We start from the raw sequence: 21,210 nt of genomic DNA on the forward strand, positions 1-21,210 counted from the left end.
GGGTGTCCGCAAAGTTAAACCGCCGAATCAAATGAAAATGACCTTTGAGCAAAACTTATTTTCTGGATAATCTTTGTTTTTTAACCTAAACATTGGGCTTCTACTATGTTTTTGTACGTTTTATTAAAACTTTCGGAGGCTAGTGAATAAATACAAAATAAATTGAAATGATTTTAGTAATTAAATTACCGTTTTAATCAATTCCGTCTACCTACACTGTGTACCATTAAAAAAAGATAGAAATGGATTCATGAACCCTTTCTGCAAAATTAAAACAGTTCGTTCGGCAAAAAACGAAAGCCCTCACAAAGTGCAGGGTTTAATTCTACGATTAAATGAACACATTAAAAACTGTAGATGCTGTTTTCTTAAACACATGGTATTCTGAAAAACTGTAGAAGCATTTTTGACATAAAAATAAGCACCTCCAGTTTTTCAGGGGCTTATTCGATAATAAAAGGAAGCCCTACACTTTTTCAGCACTCAACTTTCCCTTCAACCATTGATACAAATCAATATTCATCAACACCAATAAAAAACCATACACACTATCTTCGATTGGGATGGTGCCTATGCGTAAGTCCAAATTGTACGTGTTGTCATACCAAACGATGGGCTCATCAAGCAGGCTGCCAGTTAGCAGTCCGTTACTCATAAAAAAAAATGGCAACACAATAATGTAAGACAGATACACATACGACAGATTGCGCTTTTTATAAAATGCCACAAGTAGATAAGTACCGGCCAGAAGTGCTGTTAAGGAGGTATACCATTTGCCCCAAAAGCCAATACCCACCAGTATAAACAAAATGGCTAATGAGATGGTAATAGCAGCCTGGTAGCGTTTTAGAGGATTATTCTTAACCAGGTAGTTAATCGAAAACCATGTAAAGACACAGGCATAAGGTATGGCGAAAAAAAACAGGACTTCTTCCAGTGGCAAGTTGAAGAGGTATAATTCAGTCAGGTAATCAGGGTTAAAACCCCATATACCCATTGCTGTAAAGAAATAATCCCAGATAATAAAAAGAGTAGCTACTACTATGTTGGCCGGCAGAAAATAAGGCCACTCTTTAAAAAAAGAATGTTTTGGATAAAAACTAGCCACCAATGGGATGGCTATACAAGCCAGATTGATAAACAAATAGGTGTAATTTTTAATTTCCATACTGATGCGGTCTTTCCAATAAAATTGAGGCATTAACTCATTCGGTGGCTTAGAGCCTGTGTTCTATCGGCAAAAAGCTTAATTCTCATTAGCCAACAAAGTATTTTCTTTGGCTTCTCTAATAAATTGACGGGGCACCCATAGCATGCCAAAACATTTACCACCGGTATGGTGACTGCCGTGTGCACGTCGTAATCCTAAAAAATAGGGGTGCTGCACATTTGACAACCAGGAGAAACGTTGATGAATAAACACATCGTGCACCAGGAAATAAGCCATCCCATAAAATAAAATGCCCAGACCTATGAAAAACGTATAATTGAGTGATGGGTTAATACCAAAATAAAAAAGCAGAATACTGGGCGTGGCAAATATGAAGAAGAAACTATCGTTTTTTTGAAAGACCTGCCCTTTGCGTGGGTAATGATGATCTTCGTGTAATACCCATAAGAAACCATGCATGATAAATTTATGGGTGAACCAGGTAACACCTTCCATAAACACGAAAGTACAAAAGGTAATAAGGATGAATAGAACTATCATAACGGGGCGTTTTTAAGATTCGTAAGTGTTTCTTTCATCAGTCGTTTGTAATCGTTTGAAAGTTCGCTGGCATCAATGTTATCGAGTACATATTTTACATCGGTCTCAAAATGCTCATTGTAATTCAATATAGCCGGCACATCGTGTTGTATTAAAGCCCTAATGTATCGTGCTTCAATATCAAAGGGATTTGACTTGATGTAGGTCTCCAGTTGCTCCTTGCCTGCGTTGAAAAATTTGAGTTTTTTAAAAAGGTTAGCCGTAAACTCTGCCTGTCGCATGGCTGCAGCTTCTTTATAGGGAATCACTTTATTATCCTCAATGGCTGAAGCCATTTTCAGAAATGCCTTTAAAGTTTCCTCATCTTTAATTTCGTGAAATTGCTTGCGTACCACATCTATATCATTGGCAAACAGCAAATGAACACTCAACATAAGCCCTATGACCATCAGGCATCGCATCAGATAGCATTTATCTTGTAGCGCAAGTAGGATTCAACCAATATTTCCAATTTCAGGAGATTATTAATGCGTATACGTTCTTTACGAATGCGCTTACTATCGGCTACTTTTAACTCTTGCAGCAAACGCTTGTAGTAGCGATAGGCCAGATAAACTCCCAACCGTGCTTCCATTGGCAGTTGTACCACACCTTTATAGGCTTCAGCAAAATCGGCCTCAATATCTTTAATAATTTCCCGCTTAGTATCGTTATCCAGATATGTGTTTTTTAGGTTTGGGAAATACGAACGTCCCAATCCTTCCACATCATCTTTATAATCCCGAAGAAAGTTCACCTTCTGAAAGGCCGATCCGAGTCGCATAGCCGATGGTCTTAGTTCTTCGTAATGCTTTTCATCGCCTTTTACAAATACCTTCAGACACATAAGGCCTACCACATCGGCCGAACCATAAATATAATCGGCATATTCCTCTGCCGTGGTGTATTCCGATTTGTATAAATCCATCTTCATACTGTCCATAAACGAATGCACTAAATCGTACAAACGGTATTGGTGAACCACTTCCTGAAAAGCATTTAAAATTGGATTCATACTTATGCGCCGCTTCAGGGCTTTTTCGTAGTTCTCTTCAAACTCCAGCAGAAGTTCACTTTGATTATAACCGTCGAAAGTATCAACAATTTCATCGGCATAACGCACATAACCATAAATAGCATAGATAGCAGGCCTTATAGATGGCGCCAATAAAGTTATTGCTTTGGAAAAGGAAGTACTGTAGGCACGTGTCACTAATCGGCTACAGTTATAACTCGATGAATCGAATAATTGCTTCATGGTGCATGATGTTTAATAATTAAATCACTCACAATCTTGCCCGAAATCAATGATGGTGGTACTCCGGGTCCTGGCACAGTAAGCTGTCCGGTAAAAAACAAGTTTTTTACCTTTCGGCTTCTTAATTTAGGTCTCAATACATGCGTTTGCAGTAAGGTATTAGCCAATCCGTAAGCATTTCCTTTGTAAGAATTGTACGTTGCAACGAAATCACTTACACTAAACGATTCTTTAAACAAAACATGAGTACGAAGATTTTGTTTGGTCGTTTCTTCTATTCGATTGAGAATAATATCAAAATACCGTTCTCGGATAGCTGGTGAATCATGCAATCCGGGTGCTAATGGGATCAGAAAAATTCCGGCTTCTTGGCCTTGTGGCGCAACTGTTTCATCCGACATGGATGGAAAACTGGCATAAAACAATGGTTTATCAGGATAGGACGGTTCATCATAAATGGCTGAAGCGTGCTTATTAAAATCCACATCAAAGAATAAACTATGATGCGCCAGATGCTCTATCTTTTTATCAAAGCCAACATAAAATAAGAGGGCTGATGGTGCAAAGGTCTTATCGTCCCAATACTTCTCAGAATATTGACGAGCGGCTTTGGGTAGTAACTGCTCGGTATGATGATAATCGGCACCACTTAGCACAATATCAGGTGTAAATTCCTCATCTCCTGCCATCACTTTTTTCACCTGATTGTTTTCTATTACTAATTCATTTACAGGAGTATTAACACGAATTTTAACACCTAGACTCTCTGCCAGGCGGCGCATGGCATCAGCTACCACAAACATACCTCCTTGCGGATGCCATGTACCTAATTTAAAATCGGCATAATTCATGAAATTGTAAAAAGAGGGCGTGGAAGAGGGCTTAGCCCCCAAAAACAACACAGGAAACTCCAGGATTTTACGAAGCTTATCATTCTTAACATACTGACTAACCTGTTTGCTAATAGACTTGGTAAAAGCACCCAGGCGCTTGATGGTTTCTAAATTAACAACTTCAAAAACACTTTCGCCTGGCTGATAAACCAGATCCTTCACGGCTATGTTATAATTGCTTTCGGCCTTGCTCAGAAATTTCTCCAATTGACGTCCACTACCCGGCTCAATCTTATCAAATGTTTGTTTAACGTCCGAAAAGTCAGCATCCATGGTCAAAAAATCCTGTTCGCCAAAGCAAACCGAATAAGAAGGTGATAATCGTATTAAATGATAATAGTCCAATACATTGGCACCAAAATCAGAAAAGAATCGCTCAAATACATCGGGCATCCAATAAAAGCTTGGTCCCATATCAAATGTGAAACCATCGCGTTTAAGCTGCCGTGCGCGACCTCCAACAGCATCGTTTTTCTCCAGAATGGTAACGTCATAGCCTGCTTTGGCCAGATAACAACTAGCCGATAAAGACGAAAACCCGGCTCCAAGAAGAACTACTTTCTTACTCATTATCAAGAATTAATAAGATGCGTTTAGTATTTTTGCATATTCGATAAACATAGCCTAATCGCAAAAGGTTCATCATTATAGACCTTTTTATCTCATTTGTCAATTGGACACAAAAAAACCACCCGAAAATCGAGTGGTCTGCGCTTTATCTAGTTCTATCAGGTTGTTTTTATTAATCTAATAATCAATTAATATACTGCAATCGCATTTAAATTATTAATGGCGATTTGTTATTGTTTTACCGACATAAACAATGTAGTTTGGGCCCCATTGGCATAAGCGAAAGGAAGAAAAATTTGATACCAAGCTGTTATTCTTTAAATTTTTCCCGCAGCGCTGCCATAATGGGTAAACGAGTGTTTCGGTCGGCGGCTTTTTTCTCCCCTTTTTGAGCTGAAGGCAAAAAGGGGAAGCCCCAACGGCTTGAGTTGTAAAAACAATTTCTTAAATGCGATTACCATGACAATTAATGTCACTTCGTATACTTATAGCGTTTAATGCTTTTCTTAGGTGTTTTTTCAAATTCCTCAGGAAACAATGTTACTTGCTGAATATTCATGTAAGCTGGTAATATTTTGTTGGCCGCTGACTTAACCTCCTGGAGTTTTGCTTCAATACTTTGCTTTGTTAACTTCTCTGCATCTGTAGCTTCGTAATCAGGATAAATTAAAGCTTCTAACTGCCCGTCGTTATCGCGTACTAAACATTCCTGAACATATTCCATTGAGTTAATGCATGCTTCAATCTCTTCAGGGTAAATATTTTGACCTGAGGCGCCCAGTAACACATTTTTACTTCTCCCCTTGATATAAATGAAATTTTGCTCGTCAATCACGCCCAGATCACCGGTATGCAACCAGCCATTGGCATCAAATATCTCATCTGTAGCTTCTTTGTTTTTATAATAACCCAGTAAAGTGTTATCTCCTTTCACCATTATTTCTCCTACCTCATTATATGGATCCTTCGAGTCTATTTTCATCTCCATACGATCAACCAGTTCACCTGCTGAGAACTTGCGCGATTCGGTCCATGGCGCATAACTAATTAATGGACCACACTCAGTCATTCCATAGCCTATGGTAAATGGAAAATCTATTTTACGTAGGAAGTTCTCAACATCTTTATTGAGTGCCGCTCCTCCAATTATGATTTCACGAAATTCGCCACCAAATACATCCACCAACTTCTTTTTCACTTTTCTATACACTATTTTATTAAGTCCTGGGATTTTCAGTAGTGCCTTCACCTTAGGCTCTTCCAGTTGAGGCTGAACACGCTTCTTAAAAATCTTTTCCAGAATAAGAGGTACCGATAAAATGATATGTGGCTTCACTTTTCGGAAAGCTTCAGTTATTATTTGTGGTGATGGTGTACGCGTTAAAAAAGTTATATGACAACCCATGGTAAAAGGCCACAAGAATTCGAATAAACATCCATACGCATGAGCTAAAGGCAAAAATGACACTACCCTTTCTTCGGGTTTCAATAGCAGGTGTTCCTGCGCATATTTGATGTTAGACCAAATGCTTCGATGTGGTAATAACACTCCTTTCGAAAAGCCTGACGTCCCGGAAGTATACGACAGTACCATTAAAGCTTCTGATTCTATCTTAGGAAAAAATAACTGCTCCGACTTAAAGCTGTTGCCATCGCCTTTAAACATTGGCTTTATCTTCTCAACGCTTTCAGAAAGTTTGCCACCAACATGGTCAACTAATGAAACACACTGATTAATAGATACAATACCCATCAGGCATTTCATTTTTGTTTCATCAAGTTTATCAAAAAGTAAATCAGTTGAGAATAAAAGCTTTGACTCAGAATGATTGACAATGTGATGAATATCGGCTGAATTAAAATCGGGGAGAATCGGAACAATCACAGCACCATATGTAATGGTTCCCAGGTAAACCACAGCCCAACTGGTCATATTTCGACCTATCAAAGCGACTTTATCGCCCCTGTTAATACCCAAATCTTTGTATAATTGGTGAATACCAACAATTCGTTCGCCTACCTGATTGTAGTTAATTGTCTCTCCCTGAAAGTCACTAAAAGCTCTTAAATTGCCATAATTTGACAGAGCTGACTCCACATAGCTCAAGTATCCGTTATTTTCCATTTATGGTTGTTTTTCTATATCATCAAGTATTCAAACGCCATCATACAATGGAGATTTGAATTATTAAATGTCCGACCATACTTATTCAATATTCTGTAAAAGCCTAATCGAACAGCTTAAATCAGTCAATATCACGTCAATATAATTAGAATAATCATTAGATTCCACTTTTAACAAAAGGCATAACTAAACTCATTGCCCCTGATAATTCTTTATCATTGTGGCTTCTTTTTTATATTTTTGCGTAAACTTCACCTCTATGAAGCACTATCTAATTTTTCTGTTTGCGCTATTGCTAGCTGCATGCTCAAATCCTCAAAAAACGCCCTATTTGACTTTAAAGTCTAATGGTAAGCTTTTGAGTAATGCCGAACTATACATTCTAAAAAATAACTATCAGTTATTTGACAAAGCAATCATCGACGAAGAAAGCAAAAAGCTAATGTTTATAAAGGATTCAGTTCCTGAAGGCATTTATGAACTTCGAATTAACAATAAACCAATTTCGAAGCTAATCATTAGTGGCACCTTGCCTTTTTCAATCAGTGGCAATTTTAACACAGCTCAACCTAATCTCACAATTAATGGAAATGAAACAACTAAGGCACTATGGAAATGCCAGGAAGCTTCGCTTAAACTAGAAAACGAGATAAACGCCATCTCGGCACATATTCCTGATTCAGTATTAAGTAGTGACTATATACGTGTACGCGATTCAATTTACACTTCTATTAATGTAGCAATCAATAGAAAAAAGAAAGAAATTAATCGTGTTATTAAGAATCATCGAAACACCTTATTACCACTATTGGCTGTCCAACTATCGGCAGGCAATCATAAAATTTATAACCATGAAGTTGAAGCAGACTTAATTTATGAAATAAGAAATCAACTCGTGGGGCAATATGGTTCATATGTGCCGGTAAAACAATTTTCTGCCAGCGTTGATTCTATTATGAATCGAAATTTGTTTAACGCTTTAACTAAAGAAGGTCGGATATTGCCATCGGTTAGCATACCAGATGCTTGGGGGAAAAATGTTTTACTTGACACTTTAATTCATCAAGCATCATTACTTGTCTTATGGAAATCAGATGACAATCACTCGCGCATAATAAGCAAACAGTTGATGCGTTGGACACGCTCATACAGACGACAAGGCTTGCAGGTTTATATGATCTCGTTTGACAATAATCGCGAAGGCTGGCTAGAAGCCATTAAACAAGATCGGCTGGCATTACTCCACCTATCCGATTTAAAAGGTAAAGAGTCGCCTCTGTTTAATGATTTTGGATTAACCAACATACCACAACTGCTCTTACTGGATGATAAGCGAGTTATTGTGAAACGCACTCAGGAGCTGGAAGAGCTAAAGCCCGCCATTCAACAATTAATAAAAAATTAATCCTATATTTGGGCGATTTATTTCTAATGAAATAACGGAACAAACTAATAAAATCAATTGATACAAAATATGAAACAGGGACTGTTTTTACTTCTGATTATTATACTGACTGGTGCATGTACCAGCAAAGATAAATATACGGTAAGTGGTCATATTGAAGGAGCAAAAGATAAGGTGCTCTATCTGCAACGAATGGATTTGAATGAAACCGTAACTGTAGATTCTTTTAAGATAAAAAATGGTGACTTTGAGTTTAAACAAGAGCGCTTGGCCGAACCTACTTTTTTAATTCTTAAACTAAGCACTAACAATTACATTACTTTATTGGCAGATACAACTGAAACAGTAATTGTAAATGCTGATGCCAAAAATCTTGAAACAACCTACCAGTTGCGTAATTCAATTGGTTCGGTTTACATTCAAATGTTCAACAAACGAATCCGCAAGCTTAATAAAGAATTAAACACATTAGTGGCCAAGTACAAGGCATCATCTGACAAAGAACTTAAGGCTGAACTGGAGGCTGAATATGAACAAAAACTGCAAGCTCACAAAGCTTTTGTTGGTGAGTTTATTATGGAAAATCCTCGTTCATTTGCAGGTTACTATGCATTGTTTCAAAATCTGGACGATAACTCGGTAGTATTAGATGTTTATAATAAAAAAGATCAAGTATATTTTTCAACACTTGCCACAAGCTTAAACCTTTACTTTCCTGAATCGGAAAGAGCAAGCCACCTTTATAACTACGTATTAGGTGCAAAAGTACAGCAGCAACGTCAGAAATTTACCAATGATTTGCTAGCATCTTCAGCTTCAGAAAGTGGCTATGTTGACATTGAAGCGCCAAACATTCAAGGTGACACCATTAAACTTTCATCACTTGAGGGCAAAACAATCATTGTTAACTTTTGGGCTTCTTGGGATGAAAAATCGGTGGCTGCTAATCGTCATCTGAAAAAAATGCACACTAAATACAAGAGTAAAGGTCTTGAAGTGTACTCTATTTCCTTAGATAAAAGTAAAGTACTTTGGGAGAGTGCAATCAAAAACGAAGGATACAACTGGATTGATGTAAGTGACTTACGTTACACTAACTCATTTCCGGCACAACTTTACAATGTAAAGCAATTACCTGCTAACTATATCATAAGCCCACAAGGCGAAATTATTGGTAAGAATTTATTTGGTAACCGATTAAGTGATAAGTTGACAGATATTTTGTAGGATTTCTTCACAGAAAATATAGCAAAAGCCGTAATCATATCGATTGCGGCTTTTTAATTATCAACGAATTACAAAAAACTATCATCAATTATACAAAGAGCAAATAGGTTTCGACTATTTTATATGTTTGTTCAACAATTGTTTACAACAATTTTAAGTTAGGAGAAACTTGATTTTTCTAATATCTTTGCCGTCACAAAAAGCTAAATAACATAATTGGAAACTGCGAAAAAGATATATTTTGCCTCAGATGTACACCTTGGTGCGCCTGGTATAAAAAACCACCGTACCCATGAGAAACGATTTGTTTCGTGGCTGGACTTTGTAAAAGACAAAGCATCTGAAATATATTTGATGGGCGACATATTCGACTTTTGGTTTGAATACAAAAAAGTCGTTCCACGTGGGTTCACGCGCTTTCTTGGCAAATTATCTGAGATAACAGATAGCGGCGTGCCGGTTCATTTTTTTACCGGCAATCATGACATCTGGCTATTTGACTATCTGGAAAATGAATGTGGTGTTAAAGTGTATCGGCAACCGGAAATCAGAACCATTAATAACAAAAGACTTTTTTTAGCGCATGGTGATGGTCTGGGTAATTACGATCGCCACTATAATTTTTTAAAATCTGTTTTCACAAACAAACTGGCACAATGGTTGTTTGCCAGAATACACCCTAACTGTGGAATTGGCTTAGCTGATTTCTGGTCGGGCAAAAGTCGTGAAAAGAACAATAAAACATATGGCGACCGTTACCTTGGCGATGACGAGGAGTTTGCGGTGCTGTATGCCAAAGAGTATATAAAGAAAGAAGCAATCGATTATTTTGTATTTGGTCATCGACATGTGGCTCGAACGGTCGGTGTGGGACCAGACAGCCAATTGGTGTTTTTAGGCGACTGGATACAACATTTCTCTTACGGTGTTTTTGATGGACACACTATGGAGTTAAAATATTTCGATAAGCACGAATAGTTTGATATTAGAAAAATAGTAAAAATGAATTCAAAGGCTGAGATTTATGCGGTAGCTACCGGAACGGGAAGCTATATTCCACCAGTAGTTAAAGCAAATGCCGACTTTATCAGCAACACCTTTTACAATGATGATGGTACCATTATCGAAACTGAAGGACAAGTGGTTGTTGAAAAGTTTGAGCAAATCACCGATATCGCCGAAAGACGATGTGCCGAGAAAAATCATGTAACATCTGACTTAGCCATGTTTGCCGGAAAGGCGGCTTTGGAGGATGCAGGGTTTGATCAGGAAAAACTTGACTACATAATTGTAGCACACAACCTGGGCGATATGCGTCATGGCACTATTTATCCTGACATTCTACCAACACTGGCATCTCGTGTAAAGCATAAATTAGGCATTAAAAATCCTAAAACCATTGCTTATGACATCACGTTTGGTTGTCCAGGTTGGACTCAGGCCATGATTCAGGCCAACTATTACATTAAATCGGGTGATGCCAAAAGCGCCTTAATAATAGGGGCTGATACATTAAGCCGAGCCATGGAGCCTCACGACAGAGATTCGATGATATTTGCTGATGGTGCCGGTGCAGTATTGCTGGAAGCATGTGAAAGCGAAACGCCTGTTGGTATTTTAAAGCATGCTGTTCAAACAGATACGGAAGAACACATCGACCTGCTACGCATGGATAATCCATACAATGAAGCACTAAAAGGAGAAAACCTGTTTCTTAAGATGTATGGTCGTCGTTTATATAACTACGCCCTAACTAATGTACCACAATTGGCAAAGGAGTGTCTTGATAAAAATGAGATGACGCTTTCCGATGTTAAAAAAGTACTTATCCACCAAGCCAACGCTAAGATGGATGAAGCAATATTAAAGCGTTTATTCCGCTTGTATGGTGAACGCAATGTTGATTTTAACGTAATGCCAATGACCATTAGCGAACTAGGTAACAGTAGTGTGGCAACAGTACCAACTCTTTTCGACTTAATTTGCAAAAATAAGCTCGAAGGCCATTCGCTTGAAAGTGGTGACAACGTTATGATGACTTCGGTAGGTGCCGGCATGAATATCAATGCATTTATGTACAAGATGCCTTAATCTACAAAGATCAATAGAATCGTTAGATAATAGATGTAAAACAGCCAATAGGACAGTCAATATAAGCTACTTATCAGCCAAAACAATGGTAAGTTCTGTTAATTCAATTGCATGTTTAAACAAAAACTATTATTTAATTGAACAAATACAAAGCAAAAGAGCAGCCTGATTTTCAAGCTGCTCTTTATATTTTTATCAGAATTTCTTTCTAAAAGAACTCCTCTTCATTCTTTAATTCTTCTTCCTGAGCATCACCCTCCTGTTGTTCACGCACTTGTTGTGCCTGCTGGTTACAGTCCATATTAACGTAGAAGTTAAGTGGCTCTTCAAATACATCCTCTTCAGTGATTCCAATTTCTTCATTGGCATACACATCCTTCATGAACAAAGCAAAAATTGGTAAGGCCATATTAGCTCCCTGTCCTAATCGAATCCCATCGAAATGAATATCGCGATCTTCACCACCAACCCATACTCCAGTTACTAATTGCGGTGTAACACCCATAAACCAGCCATCGGAATGGTTTTGCGTTGTTCCGGTTTTACCACCTATCTGACCATACATATTATAAGTATGACGCAAACGCCCACCGGTTCCCTGATTAACCACACCTTGCAGAAGATTGAGCATTAAAAAGGCGGTAGGCTCACTAATCGCTTCCCTCTTATCCGGATGGAAATCACTTATCACATTACCGTATCGATCTTCAATACGTGTTACAATCATTGGCTCAATATGCACCCCTTTATTAGCAAAAGTACAGTACGAGGAGGTCATCTCCATCAAACCAAAATCAGGTGTTCCCAAGCATAATGCAGGAACGGCATCCATGTGACTTTTAATCCCTAATTCGCTAATTGTATTGGCCACAGCACGAGGATTAAACTGCTTCATCACCCAGGCTGTAATATTATTATTTGAATTGGCCAGTCCCCATTTCAAGGTCACCATCTCACCGGCACGGGCGCTACCACTATTTCGTGGCGTCCAGGTTTTACCTCCGCCCAAATAAAAAGTCTGCGCAATATTTGGCACCAGGTCGCAAGGTGTAAAGCCTTCTTGCATCGCCAAAGTATATACAAATGGTTTTATGGTCGATCCTACCTGGCGTTTACCTTTACCGGCCATATCATACATGAAATGCTTAAAATTGGGGCCTCCAACGTAAGCCTTAACATGGCCTGATAATGGATCGATTGAAATCATACCGGCACGTAAGAAAAATTTGTAGTGATGAATTGAATCCAAAGGCGTCATCAAAGTATCACGTTCGCCCTCCCAGGTAAACACTTCCATGTCGTATTTTGTATTAAATACGCGCATCACACTATCCATGTCGGCCCCATTACGCTTTAATGAACGATAACGATCGGTATTTTTTATGGCTCGATCAATAATCTTTTCATAATCTTCCTCTGACAAATCCTCGGTATAAGGAGCTCCTGGCTGATTACGTTTTTCATCAAAAAACTTTGGTTGTATATCCTTACTTAAATGATTTTTAACTGCTTCTTCGGCATAATGCTGCATGCGCGAATCAATAGTCGTGTAAATCTTTAATCCGTCTTTATAGATATCGTATTTGGTGCCATCAGGACGATAATTTTTATTAATCCAGCCATAAAGTGGATCATTAAGATAACGTACACTATCCTCCAAAAACTTGTCCTCCATCCATGACGGATATTGCTCTCGTTGAGGCTCACTCGCGTTTAAAGCCAAGCGTAAATATTCTCTAAAATAAGGAGCTGGTCCTTCTTTATGATCAGCTCTATTAAACTTTAAAGCCAAAGGCATCACCGAAATGGAGTCATACTCATCTTGCGATAAAAATTGTGCTTTCAACATCTGATGAAGCACTACATTACGTCTGTCTTGAGTCAACTCAGGACGTCGTACAGGATTATATAAGGCCGGGTTTTTAAGCATCCCGATAATAACCGCAGCTTCTTCCACTTTAATGGAATCAGTGCTTGTATCAAAAAAAGTTTGAGCTGCACTCTTAATACCATAAGCATCGTAAATAAACTCAGCTTTATTAAGGTACATCGTCAATATCTCTTCCTTGGTATAACTTCGCTCAAGCTTAACTGCAATAACCCACTCCTTTAGTTTTTGAAACGCCCGTTCGATGGTACTTGCTGCCTGACCATGAAATAGCAACTTGGCTAATTGCTGAGTTATGGTACTACCCCCACCCGAACTTTGATCCTGCATAATGATGGTACGAAACATCACCCTTGCCAAACCGCGAGCATCCACTCCCGAATGATCATGAAAACGAACATCTTCTGTGGCCACCAAGGCATTAATAATATTTGGCGACAACTCTTCATAAAGACTAAAGCTTCTGTTTTCACGAAAATAATTTCCTAATAATTGCTGATCGCTTGAAATGACTTCGGTAGCCAAGTTACTCTTGGGATTTTCCAATTCCTCAAAAGTAGGCATGAAGCCAAGCATACCGTAAGATATCATCGTAAAGAGTGTGAATACAGACAGTATGCCTCCTACCACTATTATCCAAAATATTACTATCAGTTTGCGATATTTTGATTTTGCTTGATTCATCAGTTACAGGATAGTTTATAATACTTAGTTTACTTATTGGTGTAGCTCTATTAAAAAAATAGTAAAATTTTTATTTATTACTCTTTTTATTCATCGGTAACACAACACGCGCAATTCGCACCAATAATTGATATTTTGGTGTAAAAATAGTAAAATTTGATTGATAGAGCCAGGATAAGGTTTGCGTAAAGCGTTTTCATTTTTTAACATTGTGGCAATTTTGTATAATTTTGCGTGCTTTAAGAATAAGTGGTGTTTGTAAGACATAAGAGAGATGGGTAAAAAAACAACGGTTACAGAAGAGAATTTGGTGATAGTCGAGTCACCGGCAAAAGCAAAAACCATTGAGAAGTTTTTAGGCAAAGACTTTTTGGTGAAATCCAGCTATGGTCATATCCGGGATTTATCTAAAAGTGATTTTGGCGTCGATATAAATAATAATTATCAACCAGACTACATTGTCTCTTCAGACAAGAAAGATGTGGTTAAAGAATTAAAACAACTCGCTAAAGGTGCCAAGATGGTATGGCTCGCTTCCGATGAGGACCGCGAAGGAGAGGCTATTGCATGGCACTTGTTTGAAACGCTTGAGCTAAAAGAAGAAAACACTCGCAGGATTGTTTTTCATGAGATTACGAAAGATGCCATCCAAAAAGCCGTTGAAAATCCGCGCAAGATTGATGTTAATCTCGTAAATGCCCAGCAAGCAAGACGAGTCCTTGACCGTCTGGTAGGCTTTGAACTATCTCCTGTACTATGGCGCAAAGTAAAACCGTCATTATCTGCTGGTAGGGTTCAATCGGTAGCTGTTCGACTTATTGTTGAGCGCGAACGTGAGGTTTTTGCATTCAAACCTACATCATCCTACCGTGTTACAGCACTCTTTGAAGTGACTGATAAACAAGGTCGGGTAAAAGAATTAAAAGCAGAACTAAACAAACGTTTTAATACGCTGGATGAAACACGTGCATTTGTTGAAAAATGTGCTGATGCCCAGTTTCTGGTTTCGCAAATAGAGAAGAAACCAATGAAAAAAACGCCTGCTGCACCATTTACAACATCCACTTTACAGCAGGAAGCATCTCGTAAATTAGGTTATTCTGTTTCTCAAACAATGTCCATTGCCCAAAAGCTTTACGAAGCGGGTAAGATAACATACATGCGTACCGACTCGGTGAATTTATCTGACCTGGCCTTAAACATGGCCTCGACACAAATTACTGAGAAAATGGGTGCCGAGTATGTGAAAATCAGAAAATACAAGACAAAAGCGAAAGGAGCACAAGAAGCTCACGAAGCCATCCGTCCTACATACCTCGATAAAGAAACCGTTTCAGGTTCAGCCCAGGAAAAACGCCTTTACGAACTCATTTGGAAGCGTACCATTGCCTCACAGATGAGTGATGCACAACTCGAAAAAACAATTATACATATCAATTCTGATGGTGCTACCGAGAAGTTTTTAGCAACGGGTGAAGTCATCAAATTTGATGGATTCCTGAAAGTTTATATCGAATCAACTGACTCAGAAGGTGAGCAGGATGACAGCAACAGTGTATTACTTCCACCAATGAACGAAGGTGACGAATTAGCCATGTTAAATGTTGAGGCTCGTCAGCGATGGAGCCAAAAGCCTTCACGATACACAGAAGCAAGTTTGGTAAGAAAGCTTGAAGAACTAGGCATCGGACGACCATCTACCTACGCACCAACCATTTCTACAATTCAAAACAGAGGCTATGTTGAGAAGGAAGACCGTGATGGTAATGAACGCGTCTACCAACATATTTGGTTAGAAAAAGGTAAGCCACTTGTTGAGAGTGAAAAAACTGAGATTTCAGGAGCTGAGCGCAGCAAATTATTCCCTACCGATATTGGAATGGTAGTAAATGACTTCTTAATAAAATACTTCGACAACGTTGTATCCTACGATTTCACAGCTAAAGTTGAAAAAGAATTTGATGATGTAGCACTTGGAAATATTGAATGGTCTAAGTCTATTGATGACTTTTACAAGCCATTTCATGTAAAGGTTGAAGAAACTCTGGAGCAATCAGAAAAAAGTACTGGCGAACGAATTCTTGGCGTTGACCCAGCCAGTGGAAAACAAATCTCAGTTCGAATTGGTCGATTTGGACCTTTAGCTCAAATAGGTGTTTCATCAGAAGACGAAGAAGCCGAAAAACCGCGATTTGCATCCCTACGAAAAGGCCAGCACTTGGAGACCATCACCCTCGAAGAAGCGCTGGATTTATTTAAATTACCACGCACATTAGGCGAATTTGAAAATAAAGTAGTAGTGATTGGCATCGGTCGTTTTGGCCCATACATCCGTCACGATGGCAAATTTGTCTCTCTTAAGAAAGGGGTTGACGATCCGTTTGAAATCGACTTGGAAACATCTATTGAACGAATCAAAACCAAGCGAGAAGAGGATTTAAAGAAGATTATCAAGTTATTTAAAGAAGAGCCTGATTTACAAATCCTAAACGGACGCTGGGGACCTTTTATTAAATTCGAGAAAAAGAATTATAAAATCCCTAAGGATAAGAATGCAGAAGAATTATCTTTGGAAGAGTGCAAAGCTCTAATTGAAGCTGATACTAAAACAGCCAAAAAAGGTTCTAAGGCTGCAGCAAAAAAAACAACTGCAACTAAAAAGAAGGCAACAACTAAGAAGGCTGCAACAACAAAAAAGAAGGCTAGCGCTAAAAAAACCAAATAAACCCAAACTGTGACTGAAGACTGGATACACTATTTTGACAAACCTGACTTTCATACCTTTGAAGCATTCGTCGGCTCCAATGATGAACGATTAATCGATCAAATAATTTGTTTTCAGGATAACCCAACATGTGAGTGGAACGATATCGACATTGCTATAATTGGCATAACTGATTCACGAAACTCAATACATAAGGGCTGCTCACAGGCACCCGACAAAGTTCGGTCACATTTATTGGGTCTAAGAAAGCTGTCAAAAGAATTAAAGATAGTTGATCTTGGCAACTTAAAAGGCAATACCATTGATGACCGATACAAAGCAATTGAGGAAATCATTGCGGACCTAATTACTTTCAACACATTACCGATTGTAATTGGTGGTAGTCAAGACTATACTTTACCAATTGTTAAAGGCACCAAGCTAAAGGTGCCTGAATACAACCTGACACTTATCGACTCACAAATTGACTGGCTATCATCTGATCAAGATTATTCGGCCAATAGTTTTTTAGGATTTCTTTGTGAAAATGCTGATTCGCGTCCTCATGATCTATCGGTTATAAGTGCACAAAAATATTTATATAGCCAGTTTCAGGAAAATAAAATCAACGAACACGCCTTTGACATCCTTCGACTAGGTCAGATAAGGCAACTAGGGCATAAATTGGCCGAACCACTGATGCGTGATGCTGATGTGTTGAGCATAGATATGACCTGTGTACGCCAGTGCGACCAGCCAGCAAGACATAATGCAATGCCAAATGGTTTAACCGGTGAAGAACTTTGCCAACTTACCTGGTACGCTGGTCAAAGTGACAGACTTAAAGTTTATGGCATTTACGAGTTAGATACAGAGCTGGATATCAACCAACAAGGAATCACATTGAAAGCGCAAGCCATCTGGCACATACTAGAAGGCATAGCTTTACGTTATAATGATTATCCGGTAAAAGTACTGGACAGTTACCGACAATTCATTGTTTATCTTGAGGATTACGAACTTGAAATCAAGTTTTATAATAATCCGGATAACGACAGATGGTGGGTCGAAATACCTGGCGAAAAAAAACAAGCTGAAATAATAGCTTGCACACGCAATGATTTTGAAACAGCATCAGCAAATGAAATACCGGAAAAATGGTTTCGTTACATCCAGAAAAAGCACTTGTAATTAAAATTAAATAGCGCTTTTTCTGATTTATAATATTGAAAAATGAAACCTTTGACACAAAATTAGAGTATATATCCCCAGCATTTTGTCAGCTGGTAATAGTAAATGATTGATGCATAAAGTATATCAATCAGAAATGTAAAGAACTACGGTTCTATTTGTTAACACCAGCTTTTTTAAGGCATGGCTAGGAGAATAGTATTTTTTCTGTTATTTTGCGTTGCTTCTGTAACATGGGGGCAGCAATATCCACAGTTCAGTCAGAACATGTTTAATCAACTGACTGTCAACCCAGGATACGCGGGCACAAACGAAATGGTCAACGTAACACTGGGAAACAGACAACAGTGGATGGGCGGATTTGACGGAATGGCTCCAAGTACAACGGTATTCGGAGTTGATACAGAAATTAATTTATTGGGATGGAACAGCGGAATTGGTTTATCCATTATGAATGATGAAATAGGGGCTTTTACAAGTATATACTTGTCGGCCATCTATTCAAAACGATGGGAAACAGATTACGGTAAATTAGGAGTAGGACTCTCTTTAGGCCTCGTTAACCAAGGCATTAAAGGAAGTACATTAAGCACAATGCCGCAAGGCACAGGAGATTTTCAAGATGGTGGCTACCATTCTGAAGAATCATTTCCTGATGACGAAGGAATGGCTTTTGATGCTGGATTTGGAGCTTATCTTGATAACAAAGATTATTATCTAGGAATATCAGTGGCTCACCTTAATCAACCAAAACCTAAATTTAAGGACACATACACTTCTTACCTCGACCGTACAGTTTTTATTACCGGAGGTTATCGCATTCAAATGAAAAAACGACCAATCGTATTAATACCATCCATATTTCTGAAAACAAATATGTCGAGCTACCAGATTGACTGGAATATAAACGGCATATTGAAAGACAAGTATTGGGGCGGATTAAGCTATCGCATGCAAGATGCCATTGTACTACTCGGTGGAGTAGAACTTAATAATGGTTTGCGAATTGGCTATAGCTATGATGTGAGTATTTCGCAATTGAGCGGTGCAAAAAATGGTTCTCATGAAATTATGTTAGGCTACAAATTTGACTTAAGTCTCGAGAAAAGAAAGAAACAATACAAGAGTGTAAGATATTTATAGAATATAAGAATAAGTAAAAGAGTAATTCAGATATTAAGGCTATTATGAAGAAAGTACTTGCCATCAGTGTCATTTTAATCACCATCTTAACTGGATGCGGACAATCCAGCGGTGGAGAATTAACTGGCGTAGCACGCCGGGCCTCATTTTATGAACCAGACCCATACGGAATGTTATTTATTCCTCAGGGAAGTTTTAATATGGGACCAAATGATGTGGACATTGCTAATACAATGACCTCCCAATCAAAAACAGTTTCTGTTCGTTCATTTTGGATGGATGAAACAGAAGTAACAAACAGCGAATACCGCCAGTTTGTTTATTGGGTTAGAGACTCTATTGCGCGTCAGTTACTAGGTGAGCAATTTGAAGAATTTCTTATTAGCGAAGATTATTTAGGCAATGAAATCGATCCTCCATTTATTAATTGGGAAGAACCAATTGAATGGGATAATGAAGAGTATGCCGAAATTTTGGATGAGATGTTCTTACCTGAAAACGAGCGTTTCTTCAGAAGAAAAGAGATTGATACACGTAAACTCACTTATGAATACGAATGGGTAGACCTGTTGCAAGCGGCTAAAAGAAGTAACCGCTACAACTATGAAACCAAACAGTATGAAGGTGTTGTTTACGATCAAAAAGGCGAAGAACGTGAAATAACAGATCGTTCGGCTTTTATCATGAAAGATGCCGTAAACGTATATCCTGATACATTGTGTTGGATTGCTGATTTCACCTACTCATTTAATGAGCCTTGGACTGAGAAATATTTCTGGCATCCTGGTTTCGACGATTACCCCGTTGTAGGTGTTAACTGGAAGCAAGCAACAGCATTCAGTATCTGGAGAACTCAATTGCTAAATAACTACCTTAAGAGTAAAGGTGAACCACCGGTTAATAATTACCGACTTCCTACAGAAGCAGAGTGGGAATATGCAGCTCGAGGAGGATTAGAACATGCTATTTTTCCTTGGGGAGGCATGTACACACGTAACGACAAAGGTTGTTTCTTAGCCAACTTTAAGCCTTTACGTGGTCGATATGGCGATGATGGTGGTATGACTTCAATGTCCGTAGGTTCATATGCGCCAAATGATTATGGTTTATTTGACATGGCGGGTAATGTAGCAGAATGGACATCAAGTGCATATGACGAATCGGCTTACACTTTTACACACGATTTCAATCCTACTTATAAATACAACGCTTTACCAGATGATCCTCATGTAATGAAGCGTAAAGTACTTCGTGGTGGTTCATGGAAAGATGTAGGATTCTTTCTACAAAATGGAACTCGTACATATGAGTATCAGGATTCATCTACTTCTTTTATCGGTTTCCGATGTGTAAGAGATTACATTGGTGACTATTAATATCAATTTTAGGACGGTTATTGAAAAAAATAGTTCATTATGAGTATTTCGGAATTTGTTGAGAGCCCAGCTTATAAAAATGTAATGGGTAAAGTATACGGTCTTGGTGCAGCTGTAGTAATTTTAGGAGCACTTTGGAAAATTCTTCATTTACCTGGAGCAACGGCTATGTTGATTGCAGGATTAGGTACAGAAGCCGTGATCTTTGCACTATCGGCATTTGAAAAACCACACGAAATGCCTGACTGGGGATTAGTATATCCCGAACTACATGGCCTTGAGCCAAGAGGGCACGCAACTGGGAATGGTGGCGGAAGTGAATTAGCTGCCTTGGTTCAAAGTGGTAATTTAGAAGATAAAGACATTGCAAAATTGACGGAAGGCATTAGAAAACTTTCAGATACTTCATCTCAATTATCTGATTTAGGCAATGCAACTGTTGCAACAGATGCCTATATAAACAACATGAAAAATGCTGGAGAAGCAGTTGGTCAGTTTGCTACCCAACAGGCTTCTATGGCCCAAAATAGTGAAGCATTAGCTAACGTATATGCATCATCTGGCGAAAGTTTAAAAGCACATTTCGAAACGCTTTCTAACAACAACCAGTCATATGGTGAGAAATTGGGTGATGTAACTAAAAATCTGGCTGCCATTAACTCAGCTTATGAGTTACAATTACAAGGTGTCAACAGTCAGGTTCAGGCATCTCAAGCATTAACTGAAGGCTTAACTGAGATAACAGGTCAGTTTCAGCAGTCAGCCAATGATGCCAAAGTATACCGTGAGCAAGTGGCACAATTAAGCCAGTCAGTATCAGAATTAAATGCAATTTATGGCAATATGCTAAGTGCCATGAATATGGGTAACAAATAATCAAGAAGATCATTCTATTAACTGCTAAT

Annotated in this window: 16 protein-coding genes; 9 read left to right on the forward strand and 7 right to left on the reverse strand. The window is 38.5% G+C overall.

The window, feature by feature from the left end:
* Positions 1-466: 466 nt before the first annotated feature.
* The 6 genes from JIV24_RS09370 to JIV24_RS09395 form a co-directional block, all read right to left on the reverse strand.
* Complete coding sequence (locus tag JIV24_RS09370; protein WP_234445771.1) at positions 467-1,168, reverse strand: lycopene cyclase domain-containing protein; 702 nt, start codon at positions 1,166-1,168, stop codon at positions 467-469.
* 78 nt (positions 1,169-1,246) lie between these two features.
* Positions 1,247-1,711: a sterol desaturase family protein gene (locus tag JIV24_RS09375; RefSeq protein WP_200464773.1), complete on the reverse strand. Its 465-nt coding sequence runs from the start codon at positions 1,709-1,711 to the stop codon at positions 1,247-1,249.
* Positions 1,708-2,172 (reverse strand): hypothetical protein, encoded by a 465-nt coding sequence (locus JIV24_RS09380; RefSeq protein WP_200464774.1) that lies wholly within the window; start codon positions 2,170-2,172, stop codon positions 1,708-1,710. Before JIV24_RS09380 ends, JIV24_RS09375 begins: the two co-directional genes overlap by 4 nt.
* On the reverse strand, positions 2,172-3,008 hold the full coding sequence (locus tag JIV24_RS09385; protein ID WP_200464775.1) for a phytoene/squalene synthase family protein: 837 nt from the start codon (positions 3,006-3,008) through the stop codon (positions 2,172-2,174). Before JIV24_RS09385 ends, JIV24_RS09380 begins: the two co-directional genes overlap by 1 nt.
* Positions 3,005-4,471, reverse strand: coding sequence for a phytoene desaturase family protein (locus JIV24_RS09390; RefSeq protein ID WP_234445772.1), 1,467 nt, complete (start codon positions 4,469-4,471; stop codon positions 3,005-3,007). The genes JIV24_RS09385 and JIV24_RS09390 overlap by 4 nt, the downstream gene beginning before the upstream one ends.
* Before the next feature lie 472 nt (positions 4,472-4,943).
* Complete coding sequence (locus JIV24_RS09395) at positions 4,944-6,596, reverse strand: AMP-binding protein (protein WP_200464776.1); 1,653 nt, start codon at positions 6,594-6,596, stop codon at positions 4,944-4,946.
* Positions 6,597-6,855: 259 nt separating this feature from the next.
* On the opposite strand from JIV24_RS09395, the gene JIV24_RS09400 reads away from it, so the two are divergent.
* The 4 genes from JIV24_RS09400 to JIV24_RS09415 all read left to right on the forward strand — a co-directional run bounded on the left by JIV24_RS09400 (position 6,856) and on the right by JIV24_RS09415 (position 11,319).
* Positions 6,856-8,001 (forward strand): TlpA family protein disulfide reductase, encoded by a 1,146-nt coding sequence (locus JIV24_RS09400; RefSeq protein WP_200464777.1) that lies wholly within the window; start codon positions 6,856-6,858, stop codon positions 7,999-8,001.
* A gap of 69 nt (positions 8,002-8,070) precedes the next feature.
* A complete protein-coding gene (locus JIV24_RS09405) occupies positions 8,071-9,228 on the forward strand; it encodes a TlpA disulfide reductase family protein (RefSeq protein WP_200464778.1) in 1,158 nt (385 codons plus the stop codon).
* Positions 9,229-9,444: 216 nt separating this feature from the next.
* Positions 9,445-10,206: a UDP-2,3-diacylglucosamine diphosphatase gene (locus JIV24_RS09410; protein ID WP_200464779.1), complete on the forward strand. Its 762-nt coding sequence runs from the start codon at positions 9,445-9,447 to the stop codon at positions 10,204-10,206.
* Positions 10,207-10,230: 24 nt separating this feature from the next.
* Positions 10,231-11,319 carry a 3-oxoacyl-ACP synthase III family protein gene (locus tag JIV24_RS09415; RefSeq protein WP_200464780.1) on the forward strand — a complete coding sequence of 363 codons (1,089 nt, stop codon included), beginning with the start codon at positions 10,231-10,233 and terminating at the stop codon, positions 11,317-11,319.
* Positions 11,320-11,527: 208 nt separating this feature from the next.
* On the opposite strand, the gene JIV24_RS09420 is transcribed toward JIV24_RS09415, so the two are convergent.
* The gene (locus tag JIV24_RS09420; RefSeq protein ID WP_200464781.1) at positions 11,528-13,891 is read right to left on the reverse strand and encodes a transglycosylase domain-containing protein; all 2,364 of its coding nucleotides are present in this window, start codon (positions 13,889-13,891) and stop codon (positions 11,528-11,530) included.
* 274 nt (positions 13,892-14,165) lie between these two features.
* On the opposite strand from JIV24_RS09420, the gene topA reads away from it, so the two are divergent.
* From topA to porL, 5 genes are all read left to right on the forward strand, one after another.
* The gene (gene topA / locus JIV24_RS09425) at positions 14,166-16,616 is read left to right on the forward strand and encodes a type I DNA topoisomerase (RefSeq protein WP_200464782.1); all 2,451 of its coding nucleotides are present in this window, start codon (positions 14,166-14,168) and stop codon (positions 16,614-16,616) included.
* A gap of 9 nt (positions 16,617-16,625) precedes the next feature.
* Positions 16,626-17,786: an arginase family protein gene (locus JIV24_RS09430; RefSeq protein WP_200464783.1), complete on the forward strand. Its 1,161-nt coding sequence runs from the start codon at positions 16,626-16,628 to the stop codon at positions 17,784-17,786.
* Positions 17,787-17,969: 183 nt separating this feature from the next.
* Entirely contained in the window at positions 17,970-18,929 is a 960-nt protein-coding gene (locus JIV24_RS09435; RefSeq protein WP_200464784.1) for a PorP/SprF family type IX secretion system membrane protein, read from the forward strand.
* Positions 18,930-18,973: 44 nt separating this feature from the next.
* The gene (porK, locus tag JIV24_RS09440) at positions 18,974-20,305 is read left to right on the forward strand and encodes a T9SS ring complex lipoprotein PorK/GldK (RefSeq protein ID WP_200464785.1); all 1,332 of its coding nucleotides are present in this window, start codon (positions 18,974-18,976) and stop codon (positions 20,303-20,305) included.
* Positions 20,306-20,344: 39 nt separating this feature from the next.
* On the forward strand, positions 20,345-21,181 hold the full coding sequence (gene porL, locus JIV24_RS09445) for a type IX secretion system motor protein PorL/GldL (RefSeq protein WP_200464786.1): 837 nt from the start codon (positions 20,345-20,347) through the stop codon (positions 21,179-21,181).
* Positions 21,182-21,210: the final 29 nt, after the last annotated feature.

Origin of the sequence: Carboxylicivirga marina (genome assembly GCF_016612505.1) — a bacterium.
Taxonomy (GTDB): Bacteria; Bacteroidota; Bacteroidia; order Bacteroidales; family Marinilabiliaceae; genus Carboxylicivirga; species Carboxylicivirga marina.